The organism is Paenibacillus pini JCM 16418 (assembly GCF_000576305.1).
In the GTDB taxonomy this organism is placed as follows: Bacteria; Bacillota; Bacilli; order Paenibacillales; family Paenibacillaceae; genus Paenibacillus_AQ; species Paenibacillus_AQ pini.
Window position 1 is genome coordinate 61,477 of record NZ_BAVZ01000007.1, and the last position, 25,063, is coordinate 86,539.

The 25,063-nt window shown below is 42.9% G+C and carries 20 protein-coding genes, 3 pseudogenes and 1 riboswitch; of the genes and pseudogenes, 16 read left to right on the top strand and 7 right to left on the bottom strand.

Annotated elements, in window-relative coordinates; all coding sequences use genetic code 11:
* The first annotated feature begins 181 nt into the window (after nucleotides 1–181).
* The 8 genes from JCM16418_RS11785 (at nucleotide 182) to speD (ending at nucleotide 7,517) form a co-directional block, all read left to right on the top strand.
* Nucleotides 182–514 carry a nucleoside triphosphate pyrophosphohydrolase gene (locus JCM16418_RS11785; RefSeq protein WP_036649031.1) on the top strand — a complete coding sequence of 111 codons (333 nt, stop codon included), beginning with the start codon at nucleotides 182–184 and terminating at the stop codon, nucleotides 512–514.
* Between the two features lie 232 nt (nucleotides 515–746).
* Nucleotides 747–1,031: a hypothetical protein gene (locus JCM16418_RS11790; protein WP_036649357.1), complete on the top strand. Its 285-nt coding sequence runs from the start codon at nucleotides 747–749 to the stop codon at nucleotides 1,029–1,031.
* A 31-nt stretch (nucleotides 1,032–1,062) separates the two neighbouring features.
* Nucleotides 1,063–2,328, top strand: a complete 1,266-nt coding sequence (locus tag JCM16418_RS11795; RefSeq protein ID WP_036649033.1) for a Tle-like phospholipase domain-containing protein — start codon at nucleotides 1,063–1,065, stop codon at nucleotides 2,326–2,328.
* A gap of 29 nt (nucleotides 2,329–2,357) precedes the next feature.
* Nucleotides 2,358–2,651 carry a hypothetical protein gene (locus tag JCM16418_RS11800; protein ID WP_242403808.1) on the top strand — a complete coding sequence of 98 codons (294 nt, stop codon included), beginning with the start codon at nucleotides 2,358–2,360 and terminating at the stop codon, nucleotides 2,649–2,651.
* 93 nt (nucleotides 2,652–2,744) lie between these two features.
* Complete coding sequence (locus JCM16418_RS11805) at nucleotides 2,745–3,056, top strand: GRAM domain-containing protein (protein ID WP_081765415.1); 312 nt, start codon at nucleotides 2,745–2,747, stop codon at nucleotides 3,054–3,056.
* A 165-nt stretch (nucleotides 3,057–3,221) separates the two neighbouring features.
* Complete coding sequence (locus JCM16418_RS11810) at nucleotides 3,222–4,793, top strand: sensor domain-containing diguanylate cyclase (protein ID WP_036649040.1); 1,572 nt, start codon at nucleotides 3,222–3,224, stop codon at nucleotides 4,791–4,793.
* A gap of 505 nt (nucleotides 4,794–5,298) precedes the next feature.
* On the top strand, nucleotides 5,299–6,585 hold the full coding sequence (gene hflX, locus JCM16418_RS11815; protein WP_036649043.1) for a GTPase HflX: 1,287 nt from the start codon (nucleotides 5,299–5,301) through the stop codon (nucleotides 6,583–6,585).
* Nucleotides 6,586–6,710: 125 nt separating this feature from the next.
* Nucleotides 6,711–7,517, top strand: coding sequence for an adenosylmethionine decarboxylase (speD, locus tag JCM16418_RS11820; protein ID WP_036649045.1), 807 nt, complete (start codon nucleotides 6,711–6,713; stop codon nucleotides 7,515–7,517).
* Nucleotides 7,518–7,522: 5 nt separating this feature from the next.
* Here speD and JCM16418_RS11825 read toward each other — a convergent pair whose 3' ends face one another.
* From JCM16418_RS11825 to JCM16418_RS11850, 6 genes and pseudogenes are all read right to left on the bottom strand, one after another.
* On the bottom strand, nucleotides 7,523–7,774 hold the full coding sequence (locus JCM16418_RS11825) for a hypothetical protein (RefSeq protein ID WP_036649048.1): 252 nt from the start codon (nucleotides 7,772–7,774) through the stop codon (nucleotides 7,523–7,525).
* Between the two features lie 103 nt (nucleotides 7,775–7,877).
* Nucleotides 7,878–8,279: a hypothetical protein gene (locus JCM16418_RS11830; RefSeq protein ID WP_052020229.1), complete on the bottom strand. Its 402-nt coding sequence runs from the start codon at nucleotides 8,277–8,279 to the stop codon at nucleotides 7,878–7,880.
* 141 nt (nucleotides 8,280–8,420) lie between these two features.
* Nucleotides 8,421–9,239, bottom strand: a complete 819-nt coding sequence (phnE, locus tag JCM16418_RS11835) for a phosphonate ABC transporter, permease protein PhnE (RefSeq protein WP_052020230.1) — start codon at nucleotides 9,237–9,239, stop codon at nucleotides 8,421–8,423.
* Complete coding sequence (gene phnE / locus JCM16418_RS11840) at nucleotides 9,236–10,054, bottom strand: phosphonate ABC transporter, permease protein PhnE (protein WP_373280708.1); 819 nt, start codon at nucleotides 10,052–10,054, stop codon at nucleotides 9,236–9,238. Before phnE (JCM16418_RS11840) ends, phnE (JCM16418_RS11835) begins: the two co-directional genes overlap by 4 nt.
* Complete coding sequence (phnC, locus tag JCM16418_RS11845; protein ID WP_036649367.1) at nucleotides 10,051–10,818, bottom strand: phosphonate ABC transporter ATP-binding protein; 768 nt, start codon at nucleotides 10,816–10,818, stop codon at nucleotides 10,051–10,053. Before phnC ends, phnE (JCM16418_RS11840) begins: the two co-directional genes overlap by 4 nt.
* Nucleotides 10,819–10,938: 120 nt before the next feature.
* Nucleotides 10,939–11,918, bottom strand: a pseudogene (locus JCM16418_RS11850) (phosphate/phosphite/phosphonate ABC transporter substrate-binding protein).
* Nucleotides 11,919–12,202: 284 nt separating this feature from the next.
* On the opposite strand from JCM16418_RS11850, the gene JCM16418_RS11855 reads away from it, so the two are divergent.
* From JCM16418_RS11855 to JCM16418_RS11875, 5 genes and pseudogenes are all read left to right on the top strand, one after another.
* Nucleotides 12,203–14,158, top strand: coding sequence for a bifunctional 2',3'-cyclic-nucleotide 2'-phosphodiesterase/3'-nucleotidase (locus tag JCM16418_RS11855; protein WP_036649050.1), 1,956 nt, complete (start codon nucleotides 12,203–12,205; stop codon nucleotides 14,156–14,158).
* Nucleotides 14,159–14,296: 138 nt separating this feature from the next.
* Nucleotides 14,297–15,932: pseudogene (locus JCM16418_RS27075) on the top strand (DUF6359 domain-containing protein); the annotation flags it as partial.
* Between the two features lie 12 nt (nucleotides 15,933–15,944).
* Nucleotides 15,945–17,945: a DUF4972 domain-containing protein gene (locus JCM16418_RS25895; protein ID WP_242403823.1), complete on the top strand. Its 2,001-nt coding sequence runs from the start codon at nucleotides 15,945–15,947 to the stop codon at nucleotides 17,943–17,945.
* Nucleotides 17,946–18,040: 95 nt separating this feature from the next.
* On the top strand, nucleotides 18,041–19,078 hold the full coding sequence (locus tag JCM16418_RS11870; RefSeq protein WP_036649054.1) for an S-layer homology domain-containing protein: 1,038 nt from the start codon (nucleotides 18,041–18,043) through the stop codon (nucleotides 19,076–19,078).
* 201 nt (nucleotides 19,079–19,279) lie between these two features.
* A riboswitch (FMN riboswitch) is annotated at nucleotides 19,280–19,441 on the top strand.
* 123 nt (nucleotides 19,442–19,564) lie between these two features.
* A pseudogene (locus tag JCM16418_RS11875) lies at nucleotides 19,565–20,526 on the top strand (DMT family transporter).
* Between the two features lie 146 nt (nucleotides 20,527–20,672).
* On the opposite strand, the gene JCM16418_RS11880 reads toward JCM16418_RS11875, so the two are convergent.
* Nucleotides 20,673–21,542, bottom strand: coding sequence for a hypothetical protein (locus JCM16418_RS11880; protein ID WP_036649056.1), 870 nt, complete (start codon nucleotides 21,540–21,542; stop codon nucleotides 20,673–20,675).
* 331 nt (nucleotides 21,543–21,873) lie between these two features.
* Between JCM16418_RS11880 and gnd the strand changes: the two genes are divergently transcribed.
* The 3 genes from gnd to JCM16418_RS11895 all read left to right on the top strand — a co-directional run bounded on the left by gnd (nucleotide 21,874) and on the right by JCM16418_RS11895 (nucleotide 25,055).
* Complete coding sequence (gene gnd / locus JCM16418_RS11885) at nucleotides 21,874–22,785, top strand: phosphogluconate dehydrogenase (NAD(+)-dependent, decarboxylating) (RefSeq protein WP_036649058.1); 912 nt, start codon at nucleotides 21,874–21,876, stop codon at nucleotides 22,783–22,785.
* A gap of 100 nt (nucleotides 22,786–22,885) precedes the next feature.
* Complete coding sequence (locus JCM16418_RS11890) at nucleotides 22,886–23,566, top strand: GntR family transcriptional regulator (protein ID WP_036649060.1); 681 nt, start codon at nucleotides 22,886–22,888, stop codon at nucleotides 23,564–23,566.
* A gap of 130 nt (nucleotides 23,567–23,696) precedes the next feature.
* Nucleotides 23,697–25,055 carry a GntP family permease gene (locus tag JCM16418_RS11895; protein WP_036649062.1) on the top strand — a complete coding sequence of 453 codons (1,359 nt, stop codon included), beginning with the start codon at nucleotides 23,697–23,699 and terminating at the stop codon, nucleotides 25,053–25,055.
* The last annotated feature ends 8 nt before the right edge of the window (nucleotides 25,056–25,063 follow it).

Here is a 25,063-nt window from a genome sequence, read left to right on the forward strand (position 1 = left end):
CTTTTAAGCACATATTGTAGAAGTCATTGCTTCTTGTATGGGGAGAGAGGTACAAGAAGTAGCTGAAGAGACCGTGAAGACGACAAGGGCATTTTTCCGCATCGAGAAGTAACAAGATGATTTAATGAGCTCTCTTATGTGTAAGATATAGGAAGGACTTACTTGCGAAAGGAGCGACATCATGACTACATATAACAAATTAGTCCGCGACAAAATCCCGCATATGATTAGTGCGAATGGCCAAGTATGTGAGACACGGATTTTGAACCCGGAGGAGTATAAAGAGGCACTTACTGCGAAGCTACGTGAGGAAACAGACGAGTATTTCAATGCTTCGACAGATCAAGAGGCGCTGGATGAGCTCGCAGATATACTGGAAGTAATTCGAGCATTGGCGGATGTACGCGGTTCAAGTTGGCCGGCACTTGAAGAGCTCAGGGCGGATAAAGCGCAGGATCGTGGAGCTTTTGAGGATCGCGTATTTTTGATGGATGTAACGAAAGAAGCAGAATAGCACACAATTTCATTATAGAAATAAATGAAGTAACCCTTTCTTTTGGAAAGGGTTTTTAGTTTTTGCGTTATTTTTGAAGGAAATAGGTTTAATCTCTGTTAAAGGTAAAATTTAGGTTACTCATAGTTATAGTTTTTATTAAGGTTTGAGGGGAGTGTTTATGATTAAATCAGGCTATCTATCACTGATATGGATCATGGTTGTTATTTTATTGCTAGGAGGTTGCGGGAAAATGAATAAACAAGATGAAACGGATTTGATGAAAGAAGCTAAAACGATCGCAGTCCAGCATTTAAAAGAAAAATATGAAATCGATGTTGAAATCACGAAACAAAAGATGCTCCCAACTTATGTGAATGATGAAATTACGATGGAAGGCCATGTGATCGGACATCCTGATCAAAGCTTTAACATCGCGGTGGATTATAAAGAAAAGAAAACGATGAATTTTGCAATGAGTCCTGAATTAGTGAGTGCCATTCGCGCAAAAGGTCATGAGCCATTTATAAAAAAATAGCTTAAATCATTAGTAAGGAGGTCACATGTGAATGAGTTCTAATGCTGTAGATGATGAAACTTATAAAATAATGTCTGATTTAGCCTACTCCGATTTGAAGAAGGATCAGGAGCTAGAGGAACTCCCAGGCTGGAAAGTGCTTGAAACGCCAGCAAACAATGATCAATCTGGGTTTGACGCGGTTACCTTTGTAAATCCAGATACCAACCAGGCGGTCATTGCCTACCGTGGAACGGAGGGGAGCAAAGAACTATCCGAATCACTTCCCGATTTTTTAAATGATGGTGTCATTGGAATTAACGAACTTGGAAGAAAAATAACTCAGACAGGAACGGTTGCACCTCCTTGGAATGATTCAATAAAAAAAGCAGAAGATTTTTTAGGTGTGACAACGTTTAATAACTGGATGGGTGATCGAGGTAAAGATATTGATAAAGCGACATTGGGTCAGAATAATCAGTTATACCAGTCAGAAGATTATGCAAATAAAATGAAAGATAAATATAAAGAACTCGACTTTTCACTAACAGGACATTCTCTAGGGGGAGGAAATGCACAGTATGCTGCCGCATATACAGGTCTTACGGCAGTTACCTTCAGTGCACCTTCTGTTATAGCTAGTCTCACACCAGAAGCTAGAAGCAAAGCAGAAAAAGGTGAATTCGACTCTCAAATCGTAAATTTTGTACATCCTAAAGATATTGTAGGAAGCGGAACAATGGGCGGATTTGACCTTCATGTAGGTTCTACCTATTATATTAATTCGAACTATGAGGATGCTAATAAAGGGTACAGTTTACTCGATAAAATTAATAATTCATTTGGTGGTGAAAACTACCACAGCTTAAATAATTATCATTTCAAGGATGGGTATCTTTCTAATGATTTATATGATGCGGCGACGGGAGAGTTTGTGAGTAACTCGCCTAGGTTAACCTCTTCCAGTCATTCATTTGGTGGATTATCTACTTTATTCGGTGGTATGAGTCATCAACTGGGTCTGCTTGCTACAGTGGTGGGATCAGGCAAGACGATCCGGGTCACTCCTGAACAATTAAAGGCAATAGCTGAGAAATGGAAGCTGAATGCAGAGCAGGTGAACGCTGACATGACGAGAGTGCGGGGACGACTTGCTAAGTATATGCATAGTAGTCATAGTCGCAGGCTTCAGCCGATAGTCATCCAACTGGATCAGTCTATTACGGAATTAAATCAATGGCATTTACAGCAAACTTTGGAATATTTAAATTTTATCAATAAGAAGGCTGAGCAATTTAGGCAAGCAGACAGTGGATAGCAGCTTATAACAACGAATAATGAATATTGATGAATTGGAGTGAAGTAGCATTGAATGAAGAAATTCTGGTGGAACTGGATGACCTGATGCGGGCAGAACAGGAACTTACTTGGCTTCTGAGTCAGCTTCGTGCCGACGAGAAGGAGGCAAGGACACTGTATGGGCAGCTGGACGATTGGACGGGTCAGTCGGCAGAGACGGTAAGACAGCAAATCGAAGCATTTTTCATGGGTCTCGGTAGTAAAATATCTCATATTGAGCAGCAAAAGGTAGAGTTGATAAGGTACGTTGAACTGATGAAGCAAACAGATTTAAGACGATAATCTTGTAGGAGGAATGGAATGCGTTTAATAAAGAAATAGAACGTGTATTTAATTAGATAGAGTATTGGAGAGATACATATTGAGGAGGTCGTGATGATGCAAATGAAAACAACCGGAGAAATTTTATTAACTAAACCTGCTAATCTATTCCGCGGCATGGAAGCCGTAGGTGGAAAGCTTAAAATTACAGGTGATCGGGTCATTTTTAATGCGACAAGACTTAATGTCCAAAGAGATTCACTGGAGATACCAATGAGTGATATCCAAGAAGTAGAGCGTCGAAATACGCTGCGTATTGTGCCAAATGGGATTACCATTAAGCTTCGATCTGGCAAAGAATATCGCTTTGTTATTAAGGACAGGGATCAGGTCATAGAGCTTATACATAATAAAATTGGGAAATAAGGTTATATCAACCTATCTATATAACGCTCGAAATAACGCTCGAAGAACTGAGAATGTGACAAAAGCTGAATAAGCTATCCCCCTATTAAGCTATTGATGTATAATAAAAGAGACGACATATTTTGACATCAATTTCCATATTATTAACGCAGGCGGGATGCAATATTGAAGCATTTTAGAACAAAAGGGTTCACTCTTCGATTTACGATTAGTGTTCTAGTTATTACAGCCATTTTACTAACGATGGTGATTAGTGTTTTCTCGGCGCTTCAAGTGAATCGCTCAACACTAATTAATAATTATTTGCAGAATAATGAGCAATACGCCAAGAAGCTGGCGCTGACCACAAACGAGCTATTGATTACGATGCAGCAGAATATCGGTGCCATTGCCAAAATATCTGAACGCGAACAGGTGATTGATGTTCAGCTATTTGACGATTTATTTCAAGAAAATACCCAGTATTTCAATTCCGTTGTGGTTGCTGATCCGAACCTTGTTATTCGGGCGATTAGTCCTCATACTACAGGTGTTGAAGTAGGTGATCGACTGAACTCAGAGCAAAGCAAAATGGCAGTTGAGTTAAAGAAGCCCTTTGTATCTAAGCCTTACCGGGCTACCACAGGTCGACTTATTATTCTGGTCTCTGCACCTATCATAGATAAAGCCGGCAACTACAAAGGATTCGTCGGCGGAACCATATATTTAGAAGAAAAGAACGTATTAAATACGATGCTGAAGGAACACTTTTTTGGTAACGGTTCATATGTATATGTCGTTGAGAAGACTGGAAGTTTAATTTTTCATCCGGATCGAAAACGTATTGGGCAGTCCGTGATTGAGAATGAAGTCGTCCAGAAAGTTGTGCTCGGGAAGAGTGGTTCTCAACGTGTGATTAACTCAAAGGGCAACCCTTTTTATGCTGGGTATGCATACGAGCCTAGTACCTCATGGGGAATTATATCTCAAACACCAACCATGGTGATTGACAAGCCTCTACAGCTTCTTGTTAAACGGGTATTATTGCAATCATTACCATTCTTAATGCTTATCTTATTGATGGGTTGGTGGGTCGCTAGTCGGATCGCGAAACCGCTCCATACCTTAGCGCAATTCTCGGATGAGGCTACGCTTCATCCAAACCAGGTGCAGCATATCCCAGACATTCGGACTTCATACTATGAAGTTAGGCTGCTGTCGCAGAGTGTAAAGATTGCCTTTCAGAATATGAATGAAGATATCAATCAGCTTCGTAACGAGGTGAAAATTGATGAGTTAACTGGGCTTGCGAATCGTAAAGCATTTGACGCTGTTATGGGAAAATGGATTGATTTACAGGTACCATTCTCACTTATTTTAATCGATATCGACCATTTTAAGCTGGTAAACGATACGTATGGTCATGTCGTAGGGGATCAAGTGCTCCGTTATTTATCACAAACGATGCAGGATATATCGCGGGAAAAAGATGTATGCTTCCGGTATGGTGGCGAGGAATTTGGCATATTGGTCAAACACGTTGGACCACGCGGTGCAGAAGAGATGGCTGAGAAGTTAAGGACAGAACTTGAATTGGTGAATAGCCCGGCAGGTCAACCGATCACTATTTCTTCCGGGATTGCATCTTATCCTGAGCATACTCATAGTGCTACAGATCTGTTACTCATGGCAGATAAGGCGTTATATCAATCCAAGACAAGTGGCAGAAACCAGACGACGGTAAGTAGTATTAAGTAAGCACTAGTTTGGATGATTACTTCATGTCCTTCATTGTGAAAACGTTCCAATTGTGCTATCATAATAACAATTCTAAGGATCGGAGGGTTCGTAAAGCCATGTACATTCATTTCCGTTACAACACTTTGCGCCGCTAATTGAATAGTGCTCAAAGGCTCGGCCTTATTGGCGGGCGAACGGGATAGGTATGCTTATGGCTTAAAGAACCTCATATACGACACGTTGTTTTTATGATGTGTCCATATATGCAGAGGGAGGGCGATCGCGCCCTCTTTTTGTTGGAATATAACTAGTAGTCTTTACATTACATGTGACTTCCTTATATTTCTCGCAGAAACGATTGCCGTCCGTATGGATGGCGAAGACGCCTTCTTGTCTTTAAGAATAAAATGACGCGGTATGCGTTATTTTAATTGAACATAGCTATGGAATCTCCGTTCGCTCAAACTTTAGGGTTTAGCCTACGGATTTTTTTATGAAGATGAGAGTTTGGAGGAATATAAAGATGGAAGAAGAACAACAAAAAGCGATTATCGTAGGTGTGAATTTAAAGCAAAAACATCAGGATGATTTTGAGTATTCAATGGAAGAGCTAGGGAATCTGGCTCATGCCTGTCACGTTGAAGTGGTAGGTAAAATGACACAAAATATGGAAAAAGTTAATAAATCTCATTATATCGGGACGGGTAAAGTTGAGGAGCTAGCGGGATTATATCGTGGTCTAGAGGCAAATCTGATCATCTTCAACGATGAATTATCTCCGTCACAGCTCCGCAACTTGGAAGCTGATTTGGAGTGTAAGGTCATTGATCGTACGATCCTGATCTTGGATATTTTCGAAAAGAGAGCAAAGACCCGTGAAGCTCAGCTTCAGGTTGAAATTGCTCAGCTGCAATACATGCTTCCACGTCTCTCCGGCCTGCGCGAGTCACTTGGACGTCAAAGTGGTGGTGTGGGTACGAAGAATAAAGGTGCGGGCGAAACTAGACTTGAGCTCGATCGCCGCCGGATTGAAGATAAAATCAATGCTCTACACAAGGAACTAGAAACGCTAGTATTCCAGCGTCAAACACAGCGTAAACAGCGCAAGAAGAATCAGGTTCCGGTCGTATCTTTAGTCGGATATACCAACGCGGGCAAATCGACGATTATGAATGCGATGGTTGAGTTATACAGTCCATCTGGTGGGACTGAAGAGAAGAAAGTGTTCGAGAAGGATATGTTATTCGCTACGCTTGAGACTTCAGTTCGTAATATCCATCTAGCAGATAATAAAGACTTTTTGCTCACCGATACGGTTGGATTTGTTAGTAAGCTCCCTCACCATCTGGTGAAGGCTTTCCGATCCACGCTGGAAGAAGTAGCTGAAGCTGATCTGCTCGTTCATGTTATAGACTATTCGAATGCTAATTATGAGCAGCTTATTCGCATCACAGAGAATACGTTAAAAGATATCGGAATTACCGATATTCCGACGATTTTTGCTTATAATAAGTGTGATATGGCGGGACGGGATATTCCTGAAGTTGAAGGAAATAACATCTATCTAGCGGCGAAGCCGAGACTAGGAATTACGGAGCTCGTGGATATGATTCGTGGATTTATTTTCACCGATTATGTGCAATGTGAGATGTTAATTCCTTATGAACAGGGACAGATTGTATCCTATTTGAATGAACAAGCGAACATTAAGTCGACCGAATATGAGAATGAAGGTACGCGGTTGAGCTTAGAATGCAAGGCGATGGATTATGAGAAATATCGTCAATTTGTGATAGAAGAGACAGAGTAGAGCCGCATATTGTTTTTGCCTCCCTCAGAATGGGTAAATAGTTAAATACGACATACGGCTGCCTACTCACGCTAAAGACATCAAGATTATCAGGCAGCGGATACTGAATGGGTAGGTGAACGATAATGACAATAACACCAGAAAAACATGTGAAACTGCATGGTTTTAACAATCTAACAAAATCACTAGCTTTCAATATGTATGATATTTGCTACACACGAACCAAAGAGGAACGTGAGGCTTATCTCGAATACATTGATGAGCAGTATAATGCCGATCGTTTAACAACGATTCTCAAAACGGTATCTGACATTATAGGTGCTCATGTGCTAAATATTGCGAAGCAGGATTACGTACCTCAAGGGGCAAGTGTAACGATACTTGTATCGGAAGGTCCAGTTGTTGAGGTGCCTACTGAATCCTATTCGGAATCACCAGGTCCGCTACCCAATGCTGTGCTAATGGCTCTGGATAAGAGCCACATTACAGTGCATACGTATCCTGAATTTCATCCGGATGAGGGAATTAGCACTTTTCGTGCTGACATAGACGTCTCCACTTGCGGGGAAATTTCACCGCTAAAGGCGCTAAACTATCTCATCCATTCGTTTGATACGGATATTATGACGATTGACTATAGGGTGCGTGGATTTACGCGAGATATAAACGGTCACAAGCTGTTCATTGATCATGATATCAATTCGATCCAGAACTATATCCCGGATGAGATTAAGAGCATGTATCAAATGATTGATGTGAACGTATATCCGGAGCATATTTTTCATACGAAATGCAAGCTGAAGGCTTTCGATCTGGATAACTATCTGTTTGGATACACCAAGGATAAACTGAATCAGCAAGAGCAAGAGGAGATTACCGAACGGATTACGTTAGAGATGGATGAAATTTATTATGGGCGGAACATGAGCTAGTTCGGTTAACGGAAAAAGCCGATTAACATAAGGATAAGCAGCAGTACTGGGATGATGTACATGTAAAAGAAATCCAGCAGCCGAATAGGGTGGGGTCTGGAGTATCCCCCTGTCTTATCCGGTAAGCTTGCTTCCACAATGTGTTCAGCAGCTTCTAGTGTTTCTTCCATAATTGGGGTATCTTCAATACGAGTGAGGGCAGTCGCTTGTAACTGCTGCGCATCTTGTAGACGGGTGTCCTTAGTATTCAATTCCATTATGAGGGCTCCCCTTTGCGGATGTATATATTCGTCATCATTGTAGCATGAAAATTCGAAAAAACGCTGTGTTCATTTCATGAACATGGCGTTTTTTATTATATTATTTATGATCAGGATTGCGAATGGCTTTAACATATACATGAGGTGCCACTTCAATGGCAATTTCATCTTCAATGTCGACATTCTTGATCTTGTAAAGCTTCGTCTGCGTGGGATAGAAGTTGGAGAAATTGCCAAATTGTACAGCGGTTTCTTGATCAGAGTAACTATCGATCTGGCCGATAATATGATCGATGTTATCGATGGTTTCATCGGTACCCAGATAAGAAAGATTATTAAAGCTGATCATATTGGAGAAAGGCCAACTTGCTGAGACGGAAGTCATTTGATCTGTGGATACAGACATGGCTAATTCTTTTTGTTCAGTGCTGGAATCCATACGCGTTCCGCAGCTCGTTAGCATAATTAACACAATAAGTAGCATAAATGATTTGTGGATCATGTCAAAGCCTCCTTCACTATATTCATATAGACGAAGAAGCTTGTTAGGTTGTTTCAAATATGGGAAAAATTTAATGTTAGTCTAACAATAGACCGCTCCCTACACCCGGAGCAGCCTATTACTTGCTAGTATGGAGTGATCCTAAATAATCCGTTTGCGAACCCAGCCTGAAATGAGATCTGTCATTACGACGAGGAAGATGATTCCGAGCAGAATAATACCGACTCGGTTCCAATTGCGGACCTGAAGTGCAAAGATCAGCGGTGTACCGATTCCTCCTGCGCCAACCAAGCCAAGCGTGGTTGCTGAACGGATATTAATTTCAAATCGGTAGAGCGAATACGAAAGAAACTGTGGAATGACCTGAGGTAGTACGGCGTAACGAAGCACTTGCAAGCGATTGGCTCCGCTGGCAATAAGAGCTTCCTCAGGGCCATGGTCGATGCTCTCAATCGTTTCGGAGTATAGCTTGCCAAGCATACCAATTGAATGGATACCAAGTGCAAGCACCCCGGCAAAAGAGCCTGGACCAACGGCTTTAATAAACAGTATAGCAACAATAATTTCTGGAAATACACGAATGATGCTGAGAATGATTTTACCACTACCGGATGTAGCTAGATGGCGACTCATATTGGAGGAGGCCCAGAAAGCAAAGGGAATACAAGTAATAGCCGCGACAACGGTACCTAATATGGAAATGATCAGCGTGTCCAGCAGACCTCGTAGTAAATCCTCGCCTTCAGCTAAGTACACAAAGGACCAGTCAGGATGTAGAAAGCCCTGTAATATGGATCGTGATACAGTGCCCGCCGTGCTTTGCAGCCCTTCGAAATGCATGCCTTGGATGGACCAGTAATAGATCAGAGCCACTACAATGGCGATAATCCCAAAGCGTATACGCGTCAGAGCGATATGTTTGGATGAGCTAGAACTTGTTTTTGACGGTATCAGCCTCATAGTAGTTTCCTCCGTATCCATGTGCTTGAGTAATCAATGATTAATACAATAACGAGGGTTAATAGAATAATGACGCAAGCACGATCATATCTGAATAAACCAAGGGATCGATCAAGCAGCAATCCAATTCCGCCTGCGCCAACTAGACCAAGTACTGACGCTGCCCTTACATTAACTTCAAATGTATATAGTAAATAGGACATGAAGTAAGGTAGCGCTTGAGGCAATACGCCAAATCGAATCACTTGCAAGCGACTAGCGCCGACTGCTGTCATCGCTTCAAGGGGTCCTGGATCAATCGCTTCGATCGCTTCAAATGTCAGCTTAGCGATAATACCGAAGGAGAAGAAGACGAGTGCGAGCATCCCTGCAAAAGGACCGATACCGAAGACGGCTACGAAGATCGCAGCGAATAAGAGATCTGGAATTGTACGCACCAGATTGAGAATCATGCGAACAGGTAAGGCGATGAAGCGGTTAGGCATGATGTTGTATGAACATAGCAGTGCTACAGGGACGGCAATAATTCCGCCGATTGTAGTCCCAAGAATGGCAATTTGAACAGTCTCCATCATCGGAGCCCATATAGTCGGTATATAACTCCAATCCGGTGGAAACATTTCCTTCAGAAGCTGTCCCATTTGGGGTAGACCCGTTATGAGTTGGTAGGGAGTCACTTTCGTCTGTATAGAGCACATGACAATGATAAGAATGAGTAGAATCCAGCCTGCATAACGCTTGTAACGTAATGGAGGCTGGATGTCTACGACAGGCGGACTAGGTTGTGATGGGGTTGGAAGTGGCGCTCTCATCATAGTACTCCCAATAATTCATCATGCTTTACTGCGCGGCCGTAGATTTCTGCGAAGGCCTCATCTGTAGCTTCTTCAGGTGTACCATCAAATACGACCTCACCCGCGCGAAGTCCAATGATGCGTGTAGCATATTCACGAGCTAGATCAATAAAATGCAGATTAATGACCGTGGTAATATTTAGTTCACGGTTTATTCGCTTTAAATCCTCCATAACTTGGCGCGTAGTTAGGGGATCAAGTGAAGCTACGGGTTCATCAGCCAAAATAACCTGAGCCTCCTGCGCTAAAGCGCGAGCGATGGATACCCGCTGCTGTTGACCTCCCGATAATTGATCGGCGCGAGTATAGGCTTTCTCGCGGATGTTAACTCGCTGCAAAGCTGTAAGTGACAGATCAATATCTTCCTTGGGGAACCAGCCCAGCATAGTCCTTAGTGTGGAGTGATACCCCACACGTCCAGACAGAACATTCTGAATGACCGTAGCACGTTTAATCAGATTGAAGCTTTGAAAGATCATGCCAATATCGCGCCGAATTAGGCGTAGTTCACTGCCGGATGCTTGGGTAACGGAGTTTCCATTAATGCGTATATCACCTGAGGTAATGTCATTCATGCGATTAATAGAGCGCAGTAATGTCGACTTCCCTGCACCAGAGAGGCCAACGATAACGACGAGTTCTCCCTTTTGAATCGTAAGGTTGATATTACGTAGACCAATCGAGCCATTTGGGTATATTTTTGATACATTATCGAATTCAATCATGGTTATCCAACTTTCTGTCATGGAGTCTTATTCTCAACTGAATAAAGGAAACAACACCGTCATGAACATTCATGAACGGTGCTGCTTTGTTCGCTATATGTTGCTTTCTGAAGGTGAGGATTACTTGATTTCTTGTCCTACAGCCTCAGCATATTTGCGAACGGGTTCAAAGTTCTTGTCATCGCCTGCAACATATCCAACATGGGTATAGATGTCTTTAATTATTTTAGCTCCTTCGGCATCATTGGTAATGTCGATGAACGCTTGGCTGATCTTGTCTCTCCAGCTTTGATCCATATCGTTACGCACACTTACCGTGTCGTTAGGGATTTTGGCAGTGTAATGGAGTACACGAGTTTTGCAAAAACATCAGGTACATCTTTCTTCACCGTGTTACGCGCATCTTGGAATACAGCAACAGCATCCACTTGTCCGTTCAGGAGTGCCATAATTGCAGCATCATGACCCTTGATCGTTACACCTTGGACATCTTTGTCTGGATCAATACCTTCTTGTTTCAGTTCAGCTGCAGGGAATACATAACCAGCGGATGAAGTAACGTTTTGCCAGCCGATTTTTTTACCCTTCAGGTCTTTCAAACTTTGAATAGGGGAATCCTTCTTCACGATAATCATTGATTTGTAAAAATCTACTTTATCAGTTGTATCTTCACCAGTCTCATCCTTTACGCCATAACGCTGAGCTTGCAGCAGAAGATCCACTGTTTTTTTCTTATCATGTGCTAGAACATATGCGTTCGGAGGTAAGAAACCAACATCTACTTGTTTCGAAGCCATGGCTTCAACAATTGTATTGTAATCAGGAGATACCGTTACATGGACAGGAATGCCGAGCTTATCGCCAAGCAGCTTCTCAAGCGGCTTCGTTTTAGCTTCAAGGGTATCTGCATTCTGGGATGGTACAAATTGTACGTTCAACTCTTTTGGAACATAAGATTTAGAAGAATCTCCACCTGTTGCTTCAGTGCTGGTCGTTTTACTTGCTTCCGCAGAAGTGTTGCTGTTGTCTTTTGATCCACATGCCGAAATGCTTGCTGCAAGCGCTAAGGACATGCAAATGGTAAGTGTTTTTTTAAACATGATGGTCCCCTCCAAAGGAAAATCTATATTTGTGATCATGATCGAAAGCTTCCGACCTGACAGGAAAGAGCGTAACATAGCCCGCGTGGACAAGGGTTAAATGAAAGACAGACTTTTGTTGAATTAAAGTTAAATTTTCATCCTTATTTGGGAAAGTAAGTAAGTAAATATACATTGAAAAGTAGACATTATAAGGAAGTTGAATGAAATCTATCGATTTACCGTGATTTAATAATTGGAATTTATAATAGGGGGAGAGACGTATTTTCATAGGGGGAAACGCTTTGAACAACCAAGTGAGTCGTGCTGATAACCCGAGCATAACCTTACGCATTTTATCTACGACGGACATCCATGCCAACGGAATGGACTATGACTATTATCGAGATCAATATACACCACAAATCGGACTTGTTCGAACCATGTCGCTAGTTCAACAGGCGCGTAAAGAGGAAGCTAACACCATGCTGCTAGATAACGGAGACTTGATGCAGGGATCACTGCTTGGTAGCTATGTGGCTCAATTGGATCAGCTGACACATTTCGGACCGGTACATCCCCTCTTTCGAGTGATGAATGAGATGGGATATGATGCAGCAACGTTTGGAAATCACGAATTTAATTATGGACTAGAATTATTGGATCGTATCGTTATGGGAGCTATGTTCCCGTATGTGAACGCTAATATATATAAGGATGAAGGTAATGGAGATCACGAGGGATTGCAAAATATGTATACTCCATATGTTATTTTGACTAAGCGCTGTCAGGATAACGTTGGTAACTGGCATGACCTGAAAATTGGTTTAATTGGTTTCGTGCCCCCGCAAATTATGAATTGGGATCAGGCTCACTTACAGGGGCGAATCATCGTTCGCGATATGGTAGAAACGGCACGTCATTTCATTCCGAAAATGAAGGAAGCGGGTGCGGAACTAATCATTGCGATGGCGCATACCGGATTTGATGGAGGCGAATCCGCTAACGGGAGGGGGGCCGAAAATGTGGTTTTATCCCTTAGCAAGGAACAGGGGATTGATGCAATTACGTTCTCGCATACGCATCATATTTTTCCTGCGGATAATTTGAATAATCTCGACGCCTCTTTCAAAGATAGAGAGGGGAATCTGCTTCCTTATATTGATTTGAATCGGGGCACAATTCACGGCATCCCATCGGTACAGGCTGGATATGGTGGGGCGCAGCTCGGCATCATCGATCTCCAACTGAAACTTCAAGAAGGAGGATGGATCATTGCCGATGCCCATGCTAGCATTCGTCATATTTATGATAACAAGAATGCTGAGCCGCTAGTTGAGGCCGACCGTGGTGCAGTAGCTATTTTAAAAGAGGCTCATGAAGCTACTATAACTTATGCCAATCAATCCATTGGTGAAATTGATGCTCCTATTTATAGTTATTTTGCTCTGGTTCAAAATGATCTGTCGGTTCAGCTTGTGAACCGGGCACAGCAGGAATATGCACAGCGCTGGATCTCTACCAATATGCCTCAATACGTTAATTTTCCAATTATTTCGGTAGCTTCTCCCTTTAAGGCTGGCCGGAATGGTCCATCCGATTATTCTGATATTCCAGCGGGTAAGCTTGCGATTAAGAGCGCAACGGAGCTATATCCTTACGATAATACAATTAAAGCTGTCAAAATGAACAAAGCTGGAATTCAGGAATGGCTGGAGATGTCAGCAGGTGCATATAATCAGATTGATCCTCAAAGTCTGGAAGAGCAGAGCCTGCTGAATGCGACATATTCGATCTTTAATTTTGACATTATGGGTGGTGTAACCTATCAGGTTGATGTAACAAAGCCTGCCAAATATACACCCAATGGCTCGATAAATAAATCGGATGCGGGGCGTATTTATAACCTGAGGTATCAAGGAGAGATGATATCTTCGGAGCAAGAATTCATCGTGGTCTCTAGCAACTATCGTATTTTTGGCGGAGGTAATTTTCCTGGTATGCAAGATGCAGAACTTATTATGGACTCAACGGAGGAAAACCGGGATATCCTTATGAATTATATTGCAGCACAAGGTCAATTGGATGCTCAAATCGAAGCGAATTGGAGTTTTGTTCCGATTAAGGGGCAAGTAAACGTTACGTTTACAAGTTCACCGCAAGCCGCAAAGTATATATCGACTCCTCCTTCTGTGAAAATACAGTATACGGGACGAATAAATAGTCAGGGTTATGGGATATTTAAAATCGATATGAGCTAAACAATGGATCAAAGCTCAGTGTAATCATAATGTTTATTGCATACAATTTTTACATAAAAATCTAATATATCTAATAATTGCATGTTATATTAAGGAGGTAAGCTATGAATTGATAGATTGGGAGGGAACGTGAAGCGAATGAATAGGAACAATCGTAAGAGGCAATGGGCTGCTTCATTGGTTGCAATTTTATTTGTTATGGTTAGTGTTTTCAATGTTTTATCTGGACAAGCATCCGCAGACACACCGCTCACAGTGGCTCAGGCTATCGCCAAGAACAACAACGGAAGTAATGCGGTGGTAGAAGGATTTATTGTAGGTGAAGTGTTTAACTCCAAACCTATTTTTACAAACTTCGGAGATGATTTCAATCTGCTGATCGCAGATACTCCAGGTGAACAGGACAAGACAAAGCTAATTGACGTTCAAATTCCTAGTAATTTCAGGGCTCAATTTGGTCTGAAAACCAACCCTACTCTCGTGGGTAAAAAAATTCAGGTCACAGGTACTCTTGCAACGTATAGCTCAATGAATGGCATCAACCAGCAACTGCATTCACACTTACGGGCGAGACTGGTGGGGGTGGCGGTGGAACGACACCAAATCCGTCAGATCCTGGTAGCGAGAATATGGGCGTACCTACTACATTACCGAATGGAGTAGGTAAGAAAGTTCTATTTGACCAGACGCATGGCCAAACCGCAGGGGCATCTGACTGGGTTATTGATGGTGCATTTTCAGATTTTGCTGATGGGCTGAAAGCAGCTGGTTTTCAGGTAGACGCGTTGCAACGCACGCTACCTATGAATGCGAAATCATATGATACACCAGTTGTTACACTCAGTAAGCTGAAACAATATGACGTATTTATCATTGGTGAAGCCAACATTCCTTTTAAAACCTCAGAGCAGGATGCGATGCTCACTTATGTTAAGGAAGGCGGAAGTATTTTCTTTATTGCCGACCATTATAATTCGGACCGAAATCTAAATCGCTGGGATTCATCAGAAGTGATGAACGCTACCGCCGTGGAGCTTACGGTGATCCTACGAAGGGCATGTCGGCTGGGGAAGTAGCCTCAGGAGCTATGCAAAATGTAACGAGTACGGACTGGCTTGGCCAGAACTTTGGCATCCGGTTCCGTTATAACTCTGTTGGAGATGTAACGAAGACAGATACGGTCAAGTATGACCAATCCTTTGGAATCACGGCTGGTGTTAACGATGTGGAGATGCACAGTGGCTCTACACTCGTGATTCTCAATCCTAAGGTAGCCAAAGGTGTTATCTACTTGCCGCAGAATGTACCAGGCTGGAACAATGCAGTTGAAAATAGTGACAAGGCTCATTTCCCGAACGGCGGCGTCTACAAAAATGGTGGTGTAGCAGAAGGACCTTATGCAGCCATAGCTAAGCTTAATAAAGGAAAGGCAGCTTTTATCGGGGATTCTTCTCCAGTTGAAGATGCTAGCCCGGCGTATGTACGCGAGGATACAGGGGCGAAGAAGACAACATATGATGGATTTAAAGGTGAAGCACAGGATGCGGTATTCCTTGTTCAGACCGTTGAATGGCTTGCAGTACATGAAGAAGATTATACGACGTTTGAGAATAAAGGAATTACGCTTGACGCACCAACTCCGTTATTAGGTGCCCTTGAAGAACCAGCAACTTCGGCTGAAATTGCCGGTACAGAGCCATGGAATACGCCTGTAGCTGGATACAAATGGTATGATCCATCTACGTATAAGGCAGGTTCTTACGGTTCGGGTAGTTCAGGACCCGTGGTGACGATTCCTGAACTAACGAGCATCGCTTCGGCTAGACAAGCTGCTGATAGCAGCTATGTTACGGTGCAAGGCGTTATTACCTCGGAGCCAGGAATCTTTGGAGGCACTGGCTTCTATATGCAGGACGGCACAGCAGGTATATACGTGTACCCCAGTAAGGCGACGGGATACCATGTTGGAGATAAGGTAAAGATTAGTGCTCAGAAAACAACCTACAACACGGAAGCAGAGCTGCTAAGTGAACTGCAAATTACGAAGCTTGATGATCAAGCTTCGTTACCTACACCCGTCGCATTACCGCAGAACGCAGTAAATGATGCGAATCAAGGACAATTAATTTCCATACAGAACGCAGTCATTAGCAAATACGCTGTTGTGACTGGATCATTGGAGTTCGATTTAGTTAACGGTAGTAACACAAACCATGTTCGGATTGATAGCAGAACGAATATTAATTCCGATATATTTAAACAAACCTATCCCGAGGGGACAGCCGTTCATATTACAGGCATTTCTTCCATCTTCAAGGGAGCATATCAGCTTAAGCTGTTGAATCTCGGTGATATTCGGCCTTCAAGCCCAGCAGCGGAGAATCATCCTCCAGTCTTCAAGGAGGTCTCACCTCAGAATACCGTGGTAGGACAAGCATTCAGCCTTAAGGTTGAGGCAACGGATGCAGACGGAGATGCTATCGTATACTCGGCAGTATCTTTACCAGATGGAGCATCCTTTGATTCAGCAGGTGGTCTTATTACTTGGACACCAGAGCAGTCTGGTAGCTACGATATTAAATTAAAGGCTGTGGATGCTAAGGGCGCAGAAGCAACACTGACTGTAAGAGTGACCGTTAGCGCTGCACAGACTGGTGCAAATCATACCGCAACACTGACTGGACCTAGCTCAGCTTATCCTGAGACAAGCATTGACTTACCTATTGGTGTACTTAATCCGGTAAATGGCTTTACAGCTTTGGATGTGATTGTTCACTATGATCCTTCTAAGCTGGATGTAGCTACGAGTCCTAATGGAGATGGCACCCTTTCGCTTGCTGACTCGGCAGTGACTTCATCACGCGATGGCCTTGGTTTGCTAGCCTCTGGTGTCAAGCCAGATCAAGGGCTTATCCGTATCATTATGGGTAGTGCAGGCGCTCAGCATGCAGTCACAGGCAGCGGTGAATTGTTGAAACTCCATGTTAAATTGAAGGCTAACCTTCCAGATGGCAAAACCGATATATCCTTGTCGGACTTCCAAGTGTCCTTGGATGGTACATCATCGACACTTGATACAACAGCAGCAACTTGGAGTATCGAAGTGAAGTCTACAGATCGTACAGCACTCAGCACAGCAATTAATTCAGCTCAAAGTCTGTATGATCAAGCTGTTGTTGGATCAAATCCAGGTCAGTACCCTGCTGATGCAAAATCAGCGCTTCAGCAAGCGATTACAGCAGCAAGTGCTGTCCGCAATAATGCGGCCGCTACGCAGCAGGAACTGAACAATGCAATTACGGCTCTTACGAATGCGGTAAATATATTTAAAAATGCAGTTAATCCTTCTGTGCCAACGGTTCCAGCGGAAAAGGCAGCATTAGTTAATGCAATTACAGCGGCTCAAAGCCTCTATGATCGCTCAACTACAGGCGACAAAATAGGACAGTATCCTGCGGATGCGAAGTCAGCACTGAAGCTTGCTATTCAGAATGCACAGGTTATTAAGAACAGTGCATCTGCTACTCAAGCGCAGGTTGATGCAGCAACAGCATCTCTGAATAGTGCGATAGCGTTATTCCAAACGAAGCTGGTATCGCTTGTTCCAGGGGCTACGAAGATTACGATACAGGACTTGTCTATTATTTCTAAATACTATGGAGTTACATCAACCGATCCAAACTGGAGCCAAATTAGTAAGGCTGATTTGTTTGGCGAAGGTGAAATTTCTATCCGCGTATTGGCATCCGTGGCGCAGATGATCATTGGAGACTGGTACGTGAATTAAAAGATGAGTGGATCTGTCAGGAACGATCAAGAAACATTGCAGGGTGGCGCGATGCGTCCCCCTGTTTTTATAGTTTAACTCACAGGCTGGAAAGGGTGATCGATATTAAAACCATATGTACGAGACTATCTTTTCTTATTCTCTTTGTTATCTTAAGTATAGGAGTACAGGATTCGGCTCATGCCGCTGCGGATGAGCCTACGCTATCGCTGAAGTCTGTGAACTCAGGTAATGAAATCATCGTTACGGTTACGGGTGAACAGATGAAGGATCTGTATGCATATGATATGAGGCTGACATTTGACGCTTCTAAGCTCAAATTTAAGAAGGCCACGTCTGGAAGTAATGGCTTCTCTATTGAACCTATTGTGAAGAATAATGAAGTGCGTATCGCACATACTAGAGTCGGTAAAACGGCCGGTGACAATGGCACAGTTCAAATGGTAATCGTCACATTTGAGCAAAAGCAGAGTGGTGATTCTGGATTGTCAGTACATGATGTCCAGTTGGTAGACTCCAAGCTCAATAAGGCTACTCTTAAGAATACAGCGGTGCTAACCTTGAAAAGTGGAGATGGGAAGCCTTCTGAGCAATTACAGTTTAAGGATATCAAAGGTCATTGGGCGCAGACTTCAATCTTACGTGCAGTAGAGTTAGGTTGGGTGAGTGGTTACCAGAATGGTACTTTTGGTCCTGAAAAAGAAGTGACACGAGCTGAATTTGCAACGATGATTATCAGAGCAACAGGACTTCCCATAACAGAGGGATCTCAGCTTAAGTTATCAGATGGAAATAAAATACCAAGCTGGGCAAAGCCATACGTAGAGGCAAGTGTGAATAGCGGGATTCTGAAAGGTTATGAGGATGGAACATTTAAGCCGAGTCAGCTCATTACAAGGGCTGAAATGGCTGCGATAGTCGTCCGTGCGCTGGATGGTTCGGCTGGCGACACGAATGGACAGCTTTCATTTGCAGATACGAAGCAAATTTCTAATTGGGCTAAGCCTTTCGTAGCATCCGCTGTGCGAAATAAGCTGATGAGTGGCAGAGCTGGCAATCGATTTGCTCCTAGCGCACACGCAACACGCGCAGAGTCTGTTGTCGTTATTTTATCCTTGTTAAATCACAAGTAAATGCATGTGAATAATAATATTCCAGAAATTGAATTAAAAAAGAAAAATAAAACAGGTAATTTTAATGCAACTTTATGATATAATGTGGCAAGGAATGAAACTTACATGAAAACAAGCATGTAACAAACTCAATTGTGATAACTTAGCATAGGGTGAACTTGTGTCAGCATATGTTGGTTTTACAAAATAAAAAAATTGAATATGGATCTTCGGGGTAGGGTGCAATTCCCAACCGGCGGTGAGCATTTTGCTTCTTAAAAGAATAAAATGTAAGCCCGCGACTCGCTGTTTTGATACTAAGATAGCGACTGACTTGGTGAGATTCCAAGGCCGACGGTACAGTCCGGATGAGAGAAGATCAACGAAATGAGCATGCGCGAAATTTTTATATTTCCGCAAGCTTGTTTGATCAACCCCCGGTGTGTCGATTTTTATCGATCCCGGGGGTTTACTTTTGTCGCTCCATGTTCAGGTTAGGGGACAGGTATGGAAAATGTAAGTGGCAACATTAAGGTGAAGCGTACTTTGCCTCAGCAACCAGATCAGGCGAAAAGTGGTTTTTGGTTTGTTGTATTAGGAGCGGCGTTATGGGGGATGGATCCGTTATTTCGGATTTTATTGCTCAAATCGCTAACTTCAACACAAATTGTATTGCTGGAGCACATCATTATTGTTTTATGTGTCATCCCTGTGTTTATGAAGCATCGCAGTGAATTGCGGGGGCTGAAAATGCGCCATATCGGCGCGCTGCTCTTCCTATCGTGGGGAGGCTCAGCTATCGCGACTATTCTATTTACGATGGGATTATCAAGTGGTAACTTGAATGCTGTTGTTCTGCTCCAGAAACTGCAACCAATTTTCGCTATATTGATGGCCCGGCTGTTGCTTAAAGAAAAGCTTCCTAAGCAGTTCTCATGGTTGCTTGTCGTAGCACTCATAGGAACGTACCTGCTTACCTTTGGGTTTACGTTTCCATTCGGTCACGTCAATGATTTTGTGCAGATCGGCAGTCTATTGTCACTTGGAGCTGCTGCATTATGGGGTGGTTCAACAGTCATGGGCCGACTTATGGTAGGCAAGATGCAATATGAAACGGTGACATGCTGCGTTTTATATTGGCGCTTCCGCTATTACTTGCGATTACTTGGAACGAGGGAGCAGGGTGGAACTTCCCAGGTGGAACAGCGGCCGTCGGTGTATCACTGAACCTGCTAGGGCAGGCACTGTTGCCGGGATTGTTAAGTTTACTCGTATATTACAAAGGCTTAACAACAACCAAGGCTTCGGTTGCTACTTTGGCGGAGCTGAGCTTTCCAATGGTTGGTGTCATCATCAACTGGATTGTGTTCCAGCAGGCCGTGACCATGACTCAGGCTTTGGGATTTGTCTTGATCTGGGGAGCTTTATTCGTAATTTCGCGTAAATCTCAAGCAGTTGAAGCTGGATAGAGATAGAGATTCAATTGGACTTATAAAATATGCATGATTTTAAATAGATGATGCAATACCAATAAGAGCAGGCCGAGATTTAGTCGGTCTGCTCTTATTGTTGTACAACTAAGGGATCTAAGATATGAATAGGTATCAATATACTACTAAAAGGTGTACCTTCCACCGGACTGGATGATACGAAACTTAGTTCCTTTTTGCTGGAGCAATTCCAGATTTAGGCCCTCCTCGCCATACCACTCATAGCCTAACGAATATCCAGCCTTCGAATTGGTAATGAACATCAGATTAAACTGCGCAACATCAAAAACGCCACCGTCATTCACGCGCCAAGTCGAATCTGCATAGGTATTGCCTACAAAATCCTGAAAGATGATTCCATTCTTCGTCACCAGAACAAGACTTGCCTGAGGTAGCTTATTTCCGACTTTCTTGAACTGTATTGCAGCAAATTGTTCCCCAGCTGAGACTTGAGCAATGATTCCTTGCCGTTCGATCTTAAGACCCTTGATCTTCTCAATTCTTTGGATTGTATTGCGACCGAGTGAAGCCTTTTGAACCGAATTAAAACTTAAAAATTGATGGCCTACAAAAGCATTTGTTTCCGCAAATAGAACACTACTGTTTGCTTTGAGCTTAGCTTGATTCGGATTAAGTTTGAATAATTCACCCTCATCATTCTTGAAGTTTTGTTCTGTTTGTCTTCCGGTATCCTTCTTCTCATTTCTCTTCTGATGTTTTACAAAGGTTACATGTTCTAATTTTCCGGGGGCAGAATAAACGTTGCTGAAACGTTTAGGATTTGGGATACTCTGATCATCAGAACCGAGAATCTGCTTACCAGATGTATCGACATATCCGAATATGAATTGGTCCTGTTTCAATTCACCCGAGGCTGCTTTAATTGCAGTCACTTTCGCTGATGGAGCGTTAACTGCATTTGCCGTAGACGCGCTCGTACTGAAGATGCTCATCGATAGCACCATTGTAAGGGCTAAGGAAATTGTTTTATTCATGAAACTCACTCCTTTTCATTTGTCATAACGATTTATATTGGTAAATAGTTGCAATTGTTAAATAAAGATTTAAACATTACCTATCTCCGTGCTACGTATGGAAAAATAATCATTTGTTTATGAATCAAAGGTTTCAAAATTTTCAAATAGGTTGAATCAACGATTAAACCCTTAATGATGAAAAATTGGTATGGAAAAATTTAAAAGTTCTCCTTCTTCATTTAAAGGGGAAGGTTTACAGATAATTAGGTCTGCTTTAAAATAATTCTTAAATAAACTTGTATACAAGTATACTTAAAGTTTAAAAATAGATGTTATGGAGGTTTTTATATTGAGATTAGGCATGATTGGTTTGGGGAAAATGGGTTATAATCTAGCTCAAAATTTACTTACACATCATCATGAAGTAGTCGTGTATGATGTCCATTCTGAACCTGGCGAACAATTGGCCAAGGAGGGAGCAACTGCTGCCTCCAATCTGGAAGCGCTTATTACACATTTGGACTCTCCTCGAATTGTGTGGTTAATGGTTCCTGCGGGAGCCGTAGTCGATGCGGTAATTGATGAACTCATTCCGCTACTGTCCGAAGGTGATATCGTCATTGATGGCGGGAACTCTCACTATAAGGATTCCATTGCTAGAGGAACGAAATTACGTGGTCATGGTATTCAATTTCTTGATGTGGGTACATCAGGCGGCATGGAAGGCGCAGCAGAAGGTGGATGCTTCATGATAGGCGGTAGCCGAGAAGCTTTCGAAGTCATCGAACCGATCTTAAAGGATATGGCTGTTGAGCAAGGATACTTATATGCAGGCGAAAGCGGAAGTGGTCATTTTCTGAAGATGGTCCACAATGGAATTGAATATGGAATGATGCAGTCCATTGCAGAAGGATTTGAAATTTTGGAGCACAGCCCATTTGCATTCAACTATGAGGATGTAGCAAGAGTATGGTCGAATGGTTCTGTGATCCGTGGCTGGCTGATGGATCTTGCCGGAAGTGCTTTTGCCAAAGATCCGAAACTCGAAGGTATGCGCGGAATCATGCAGAGCTCTGGTGAAGGTAAATGGACGGTGGAAACGGCTATGGATTTACAGGTGAGTGCACCGGTAATTACAATGTCGCTACTAATGCGTTACCGTTCTCTGCAATCCGATACGTTTCATGGGAAAGTTGTAGCAGCACTCCGTAATGAATTCGGTGGACATAGCGTTATAGCAAGTGACTCTGGTAAGGAATGAATAAATGATCAAGCCTCCCCGCATATGTGCTACTATATACAGTGGACTGTTTAGTTCAATGTATATCGAATGATTGAATTCGAGCTAGGAGAGTTGAATTATGTTACATTATCCTTCAGCCTGGTTGTTAGGTATGTCCCTTGGGGAAAAGATAGCAAGTGAACTCAGATTACAGATCATTAACGGGACCATTCCCACGGGTGAAATCCTTTCGGAGAATCGGATTGCTGCTGACTTTGGTACAAGCCGTTCTCCTGTTCGGGAAGCAATGAAATCCCTTTCAAATGAAGGCCTTATCCGCCTTGAACGTATGGGTGCAGTGGTACTCGGCCTTAGCCTTACGGATATTGAAGAATTATATGATGTGCGTTTTTTGATCGAAAGCTTTGTCCAGAGACGACTAGCTGACATTGATCAGGAACCACTGCTTTCCTCACTTTATCGGCTTATCGATAAAATGGAACTGGCCGTTAAACACCGCGATATCGCTGACTTCTCGTATCTGGATCTTTCCTTTCATGAGGCGATGATTGGAGCCGCAGGGCATCAGAGAATCTTACATCTCTGGAATAGCATTCGACCCGTGGTCATGACCGTTATGTTGATTACGACAGAAGAGGTCTTCTCTAAGGGTGATCAGAAACTGGATCAAGTCATTAACAAGCATCGTAAGATTATTAATGCTCTGGAATCCAAGCAGCCCGACATTATTCAGAGGGACGTGGAGGAGTATTTTGCGGATTCGCGGACTACGCTTCACCGGAGTATCCCAGAGCAATAGGAATTGTAGGGAGCAGTTCTAGATCAGCTGTACTCCAGCTGCACTTTAACATGTCGACAAGTATACAAATACTTATCAATCTATCAAAAATCCTGAAACGGGGTATTCTATATATCAAAGGAGGCGTCACATGAGTATGTTTGGTCTGAGTCATAATTGGACGCTTATCGTATGGACCGTTATTACCATTGTTTTTCTCATTTTATTTATCGCTAAATTCAAATGGAATCCTTTTGTAACGCTGCTTTTATCCGCATTGCTGCTAGGATTTTTGACAGGAATGAAACCGCTTGATATTGTCGATTCGGTTACGAAAGGCTTAGGTGGCACGCTTGGCACGATCGCTATAGTCATTGGTCTTGGAACGATGCTTGGTAAGATGATGGCTGAATCCGGCGGGGCAGAGCAGATTGCTACGACCCTTGTGAATCGTTTTGGAGAAAAGCGTGTTCATTGGGCTATGATGATTGTCGGTTTTATTGTAGGTATACCCGTTTTCTTCGAAGTTGGGGTAATATTACTGATACCTATTATTTTCACTGTAGCACGTAAGACCAAAATGTCGCTGCTGCAAATTGGTATTCCGATTCTGGCGGGTTTATCGACGGTTCATGGTCTAGTACCGCCACATCCAGCACCAATGATAGCCATTGATGCTTATCAGGCTAGTTTAGGTCCGACGATTCTTTACTCGCTTATTGTGGGTCTCCCAGCAGCTATTATTGCAGGGCCGGTCTTTGGTAAATGGATCGGGAAGCGAATTAAGGTAGAGCCACCGGCACAGCTTGCAGAGCAATTCTCAGCAAGTAATGACAAGGAATTACCAAGTTTCGGATTGACCTTGTTTACCATCTTATTGCCTGTAATCCTGATGTTGATTGGATCGGTTGCTACGATCATTGACCCTCAGGCCGTACATGGTTTTACCGTATTCTGTGAGTTCATCGGACATGAAATCATTGCGTTATTAATCGCGGTCGTGTTCTCGTTCTTCTCACTTGGTTTTTCCAGAGGATTTACGAAAGAGCAGGTGTCCAAGTTTACAAGTGAATGTCTGGCACCTACCGCTACAATTATTCTGATTATTGGGGGTGGCGGTGCCTTCAAACAGGTGCTGATTACTAGCGGAGTTGGTGATGCCATTGCGCAAATTGCAACTTCCGCCCACATCAATATTATTATATTTGCATGGTTTGTCGCAGCGCTCATTCGTGTGGCTACCGGCTCAGCTACAGTCGCAATGACTACAGCGGCGGGCATTATTGCTCCGGTTCTTGCACTTAACCCTAGCGCCAATGTGGAGCTAGTTGTGCTGGCAACGGGTGCAGGCTCCATTGTACTATCCCACGTCAACGATGCAGGCTTCTGGATGGTTAAGGAATTCTTTAATATGACGGTTCCCCAAACCCTGAAATCCTGGACGGTTATGGAGACATTACTTTCGGTTATAAGCTTAATTCTGATCCTTGGATTAAGTTTCATCGTGTGATGGAGCGG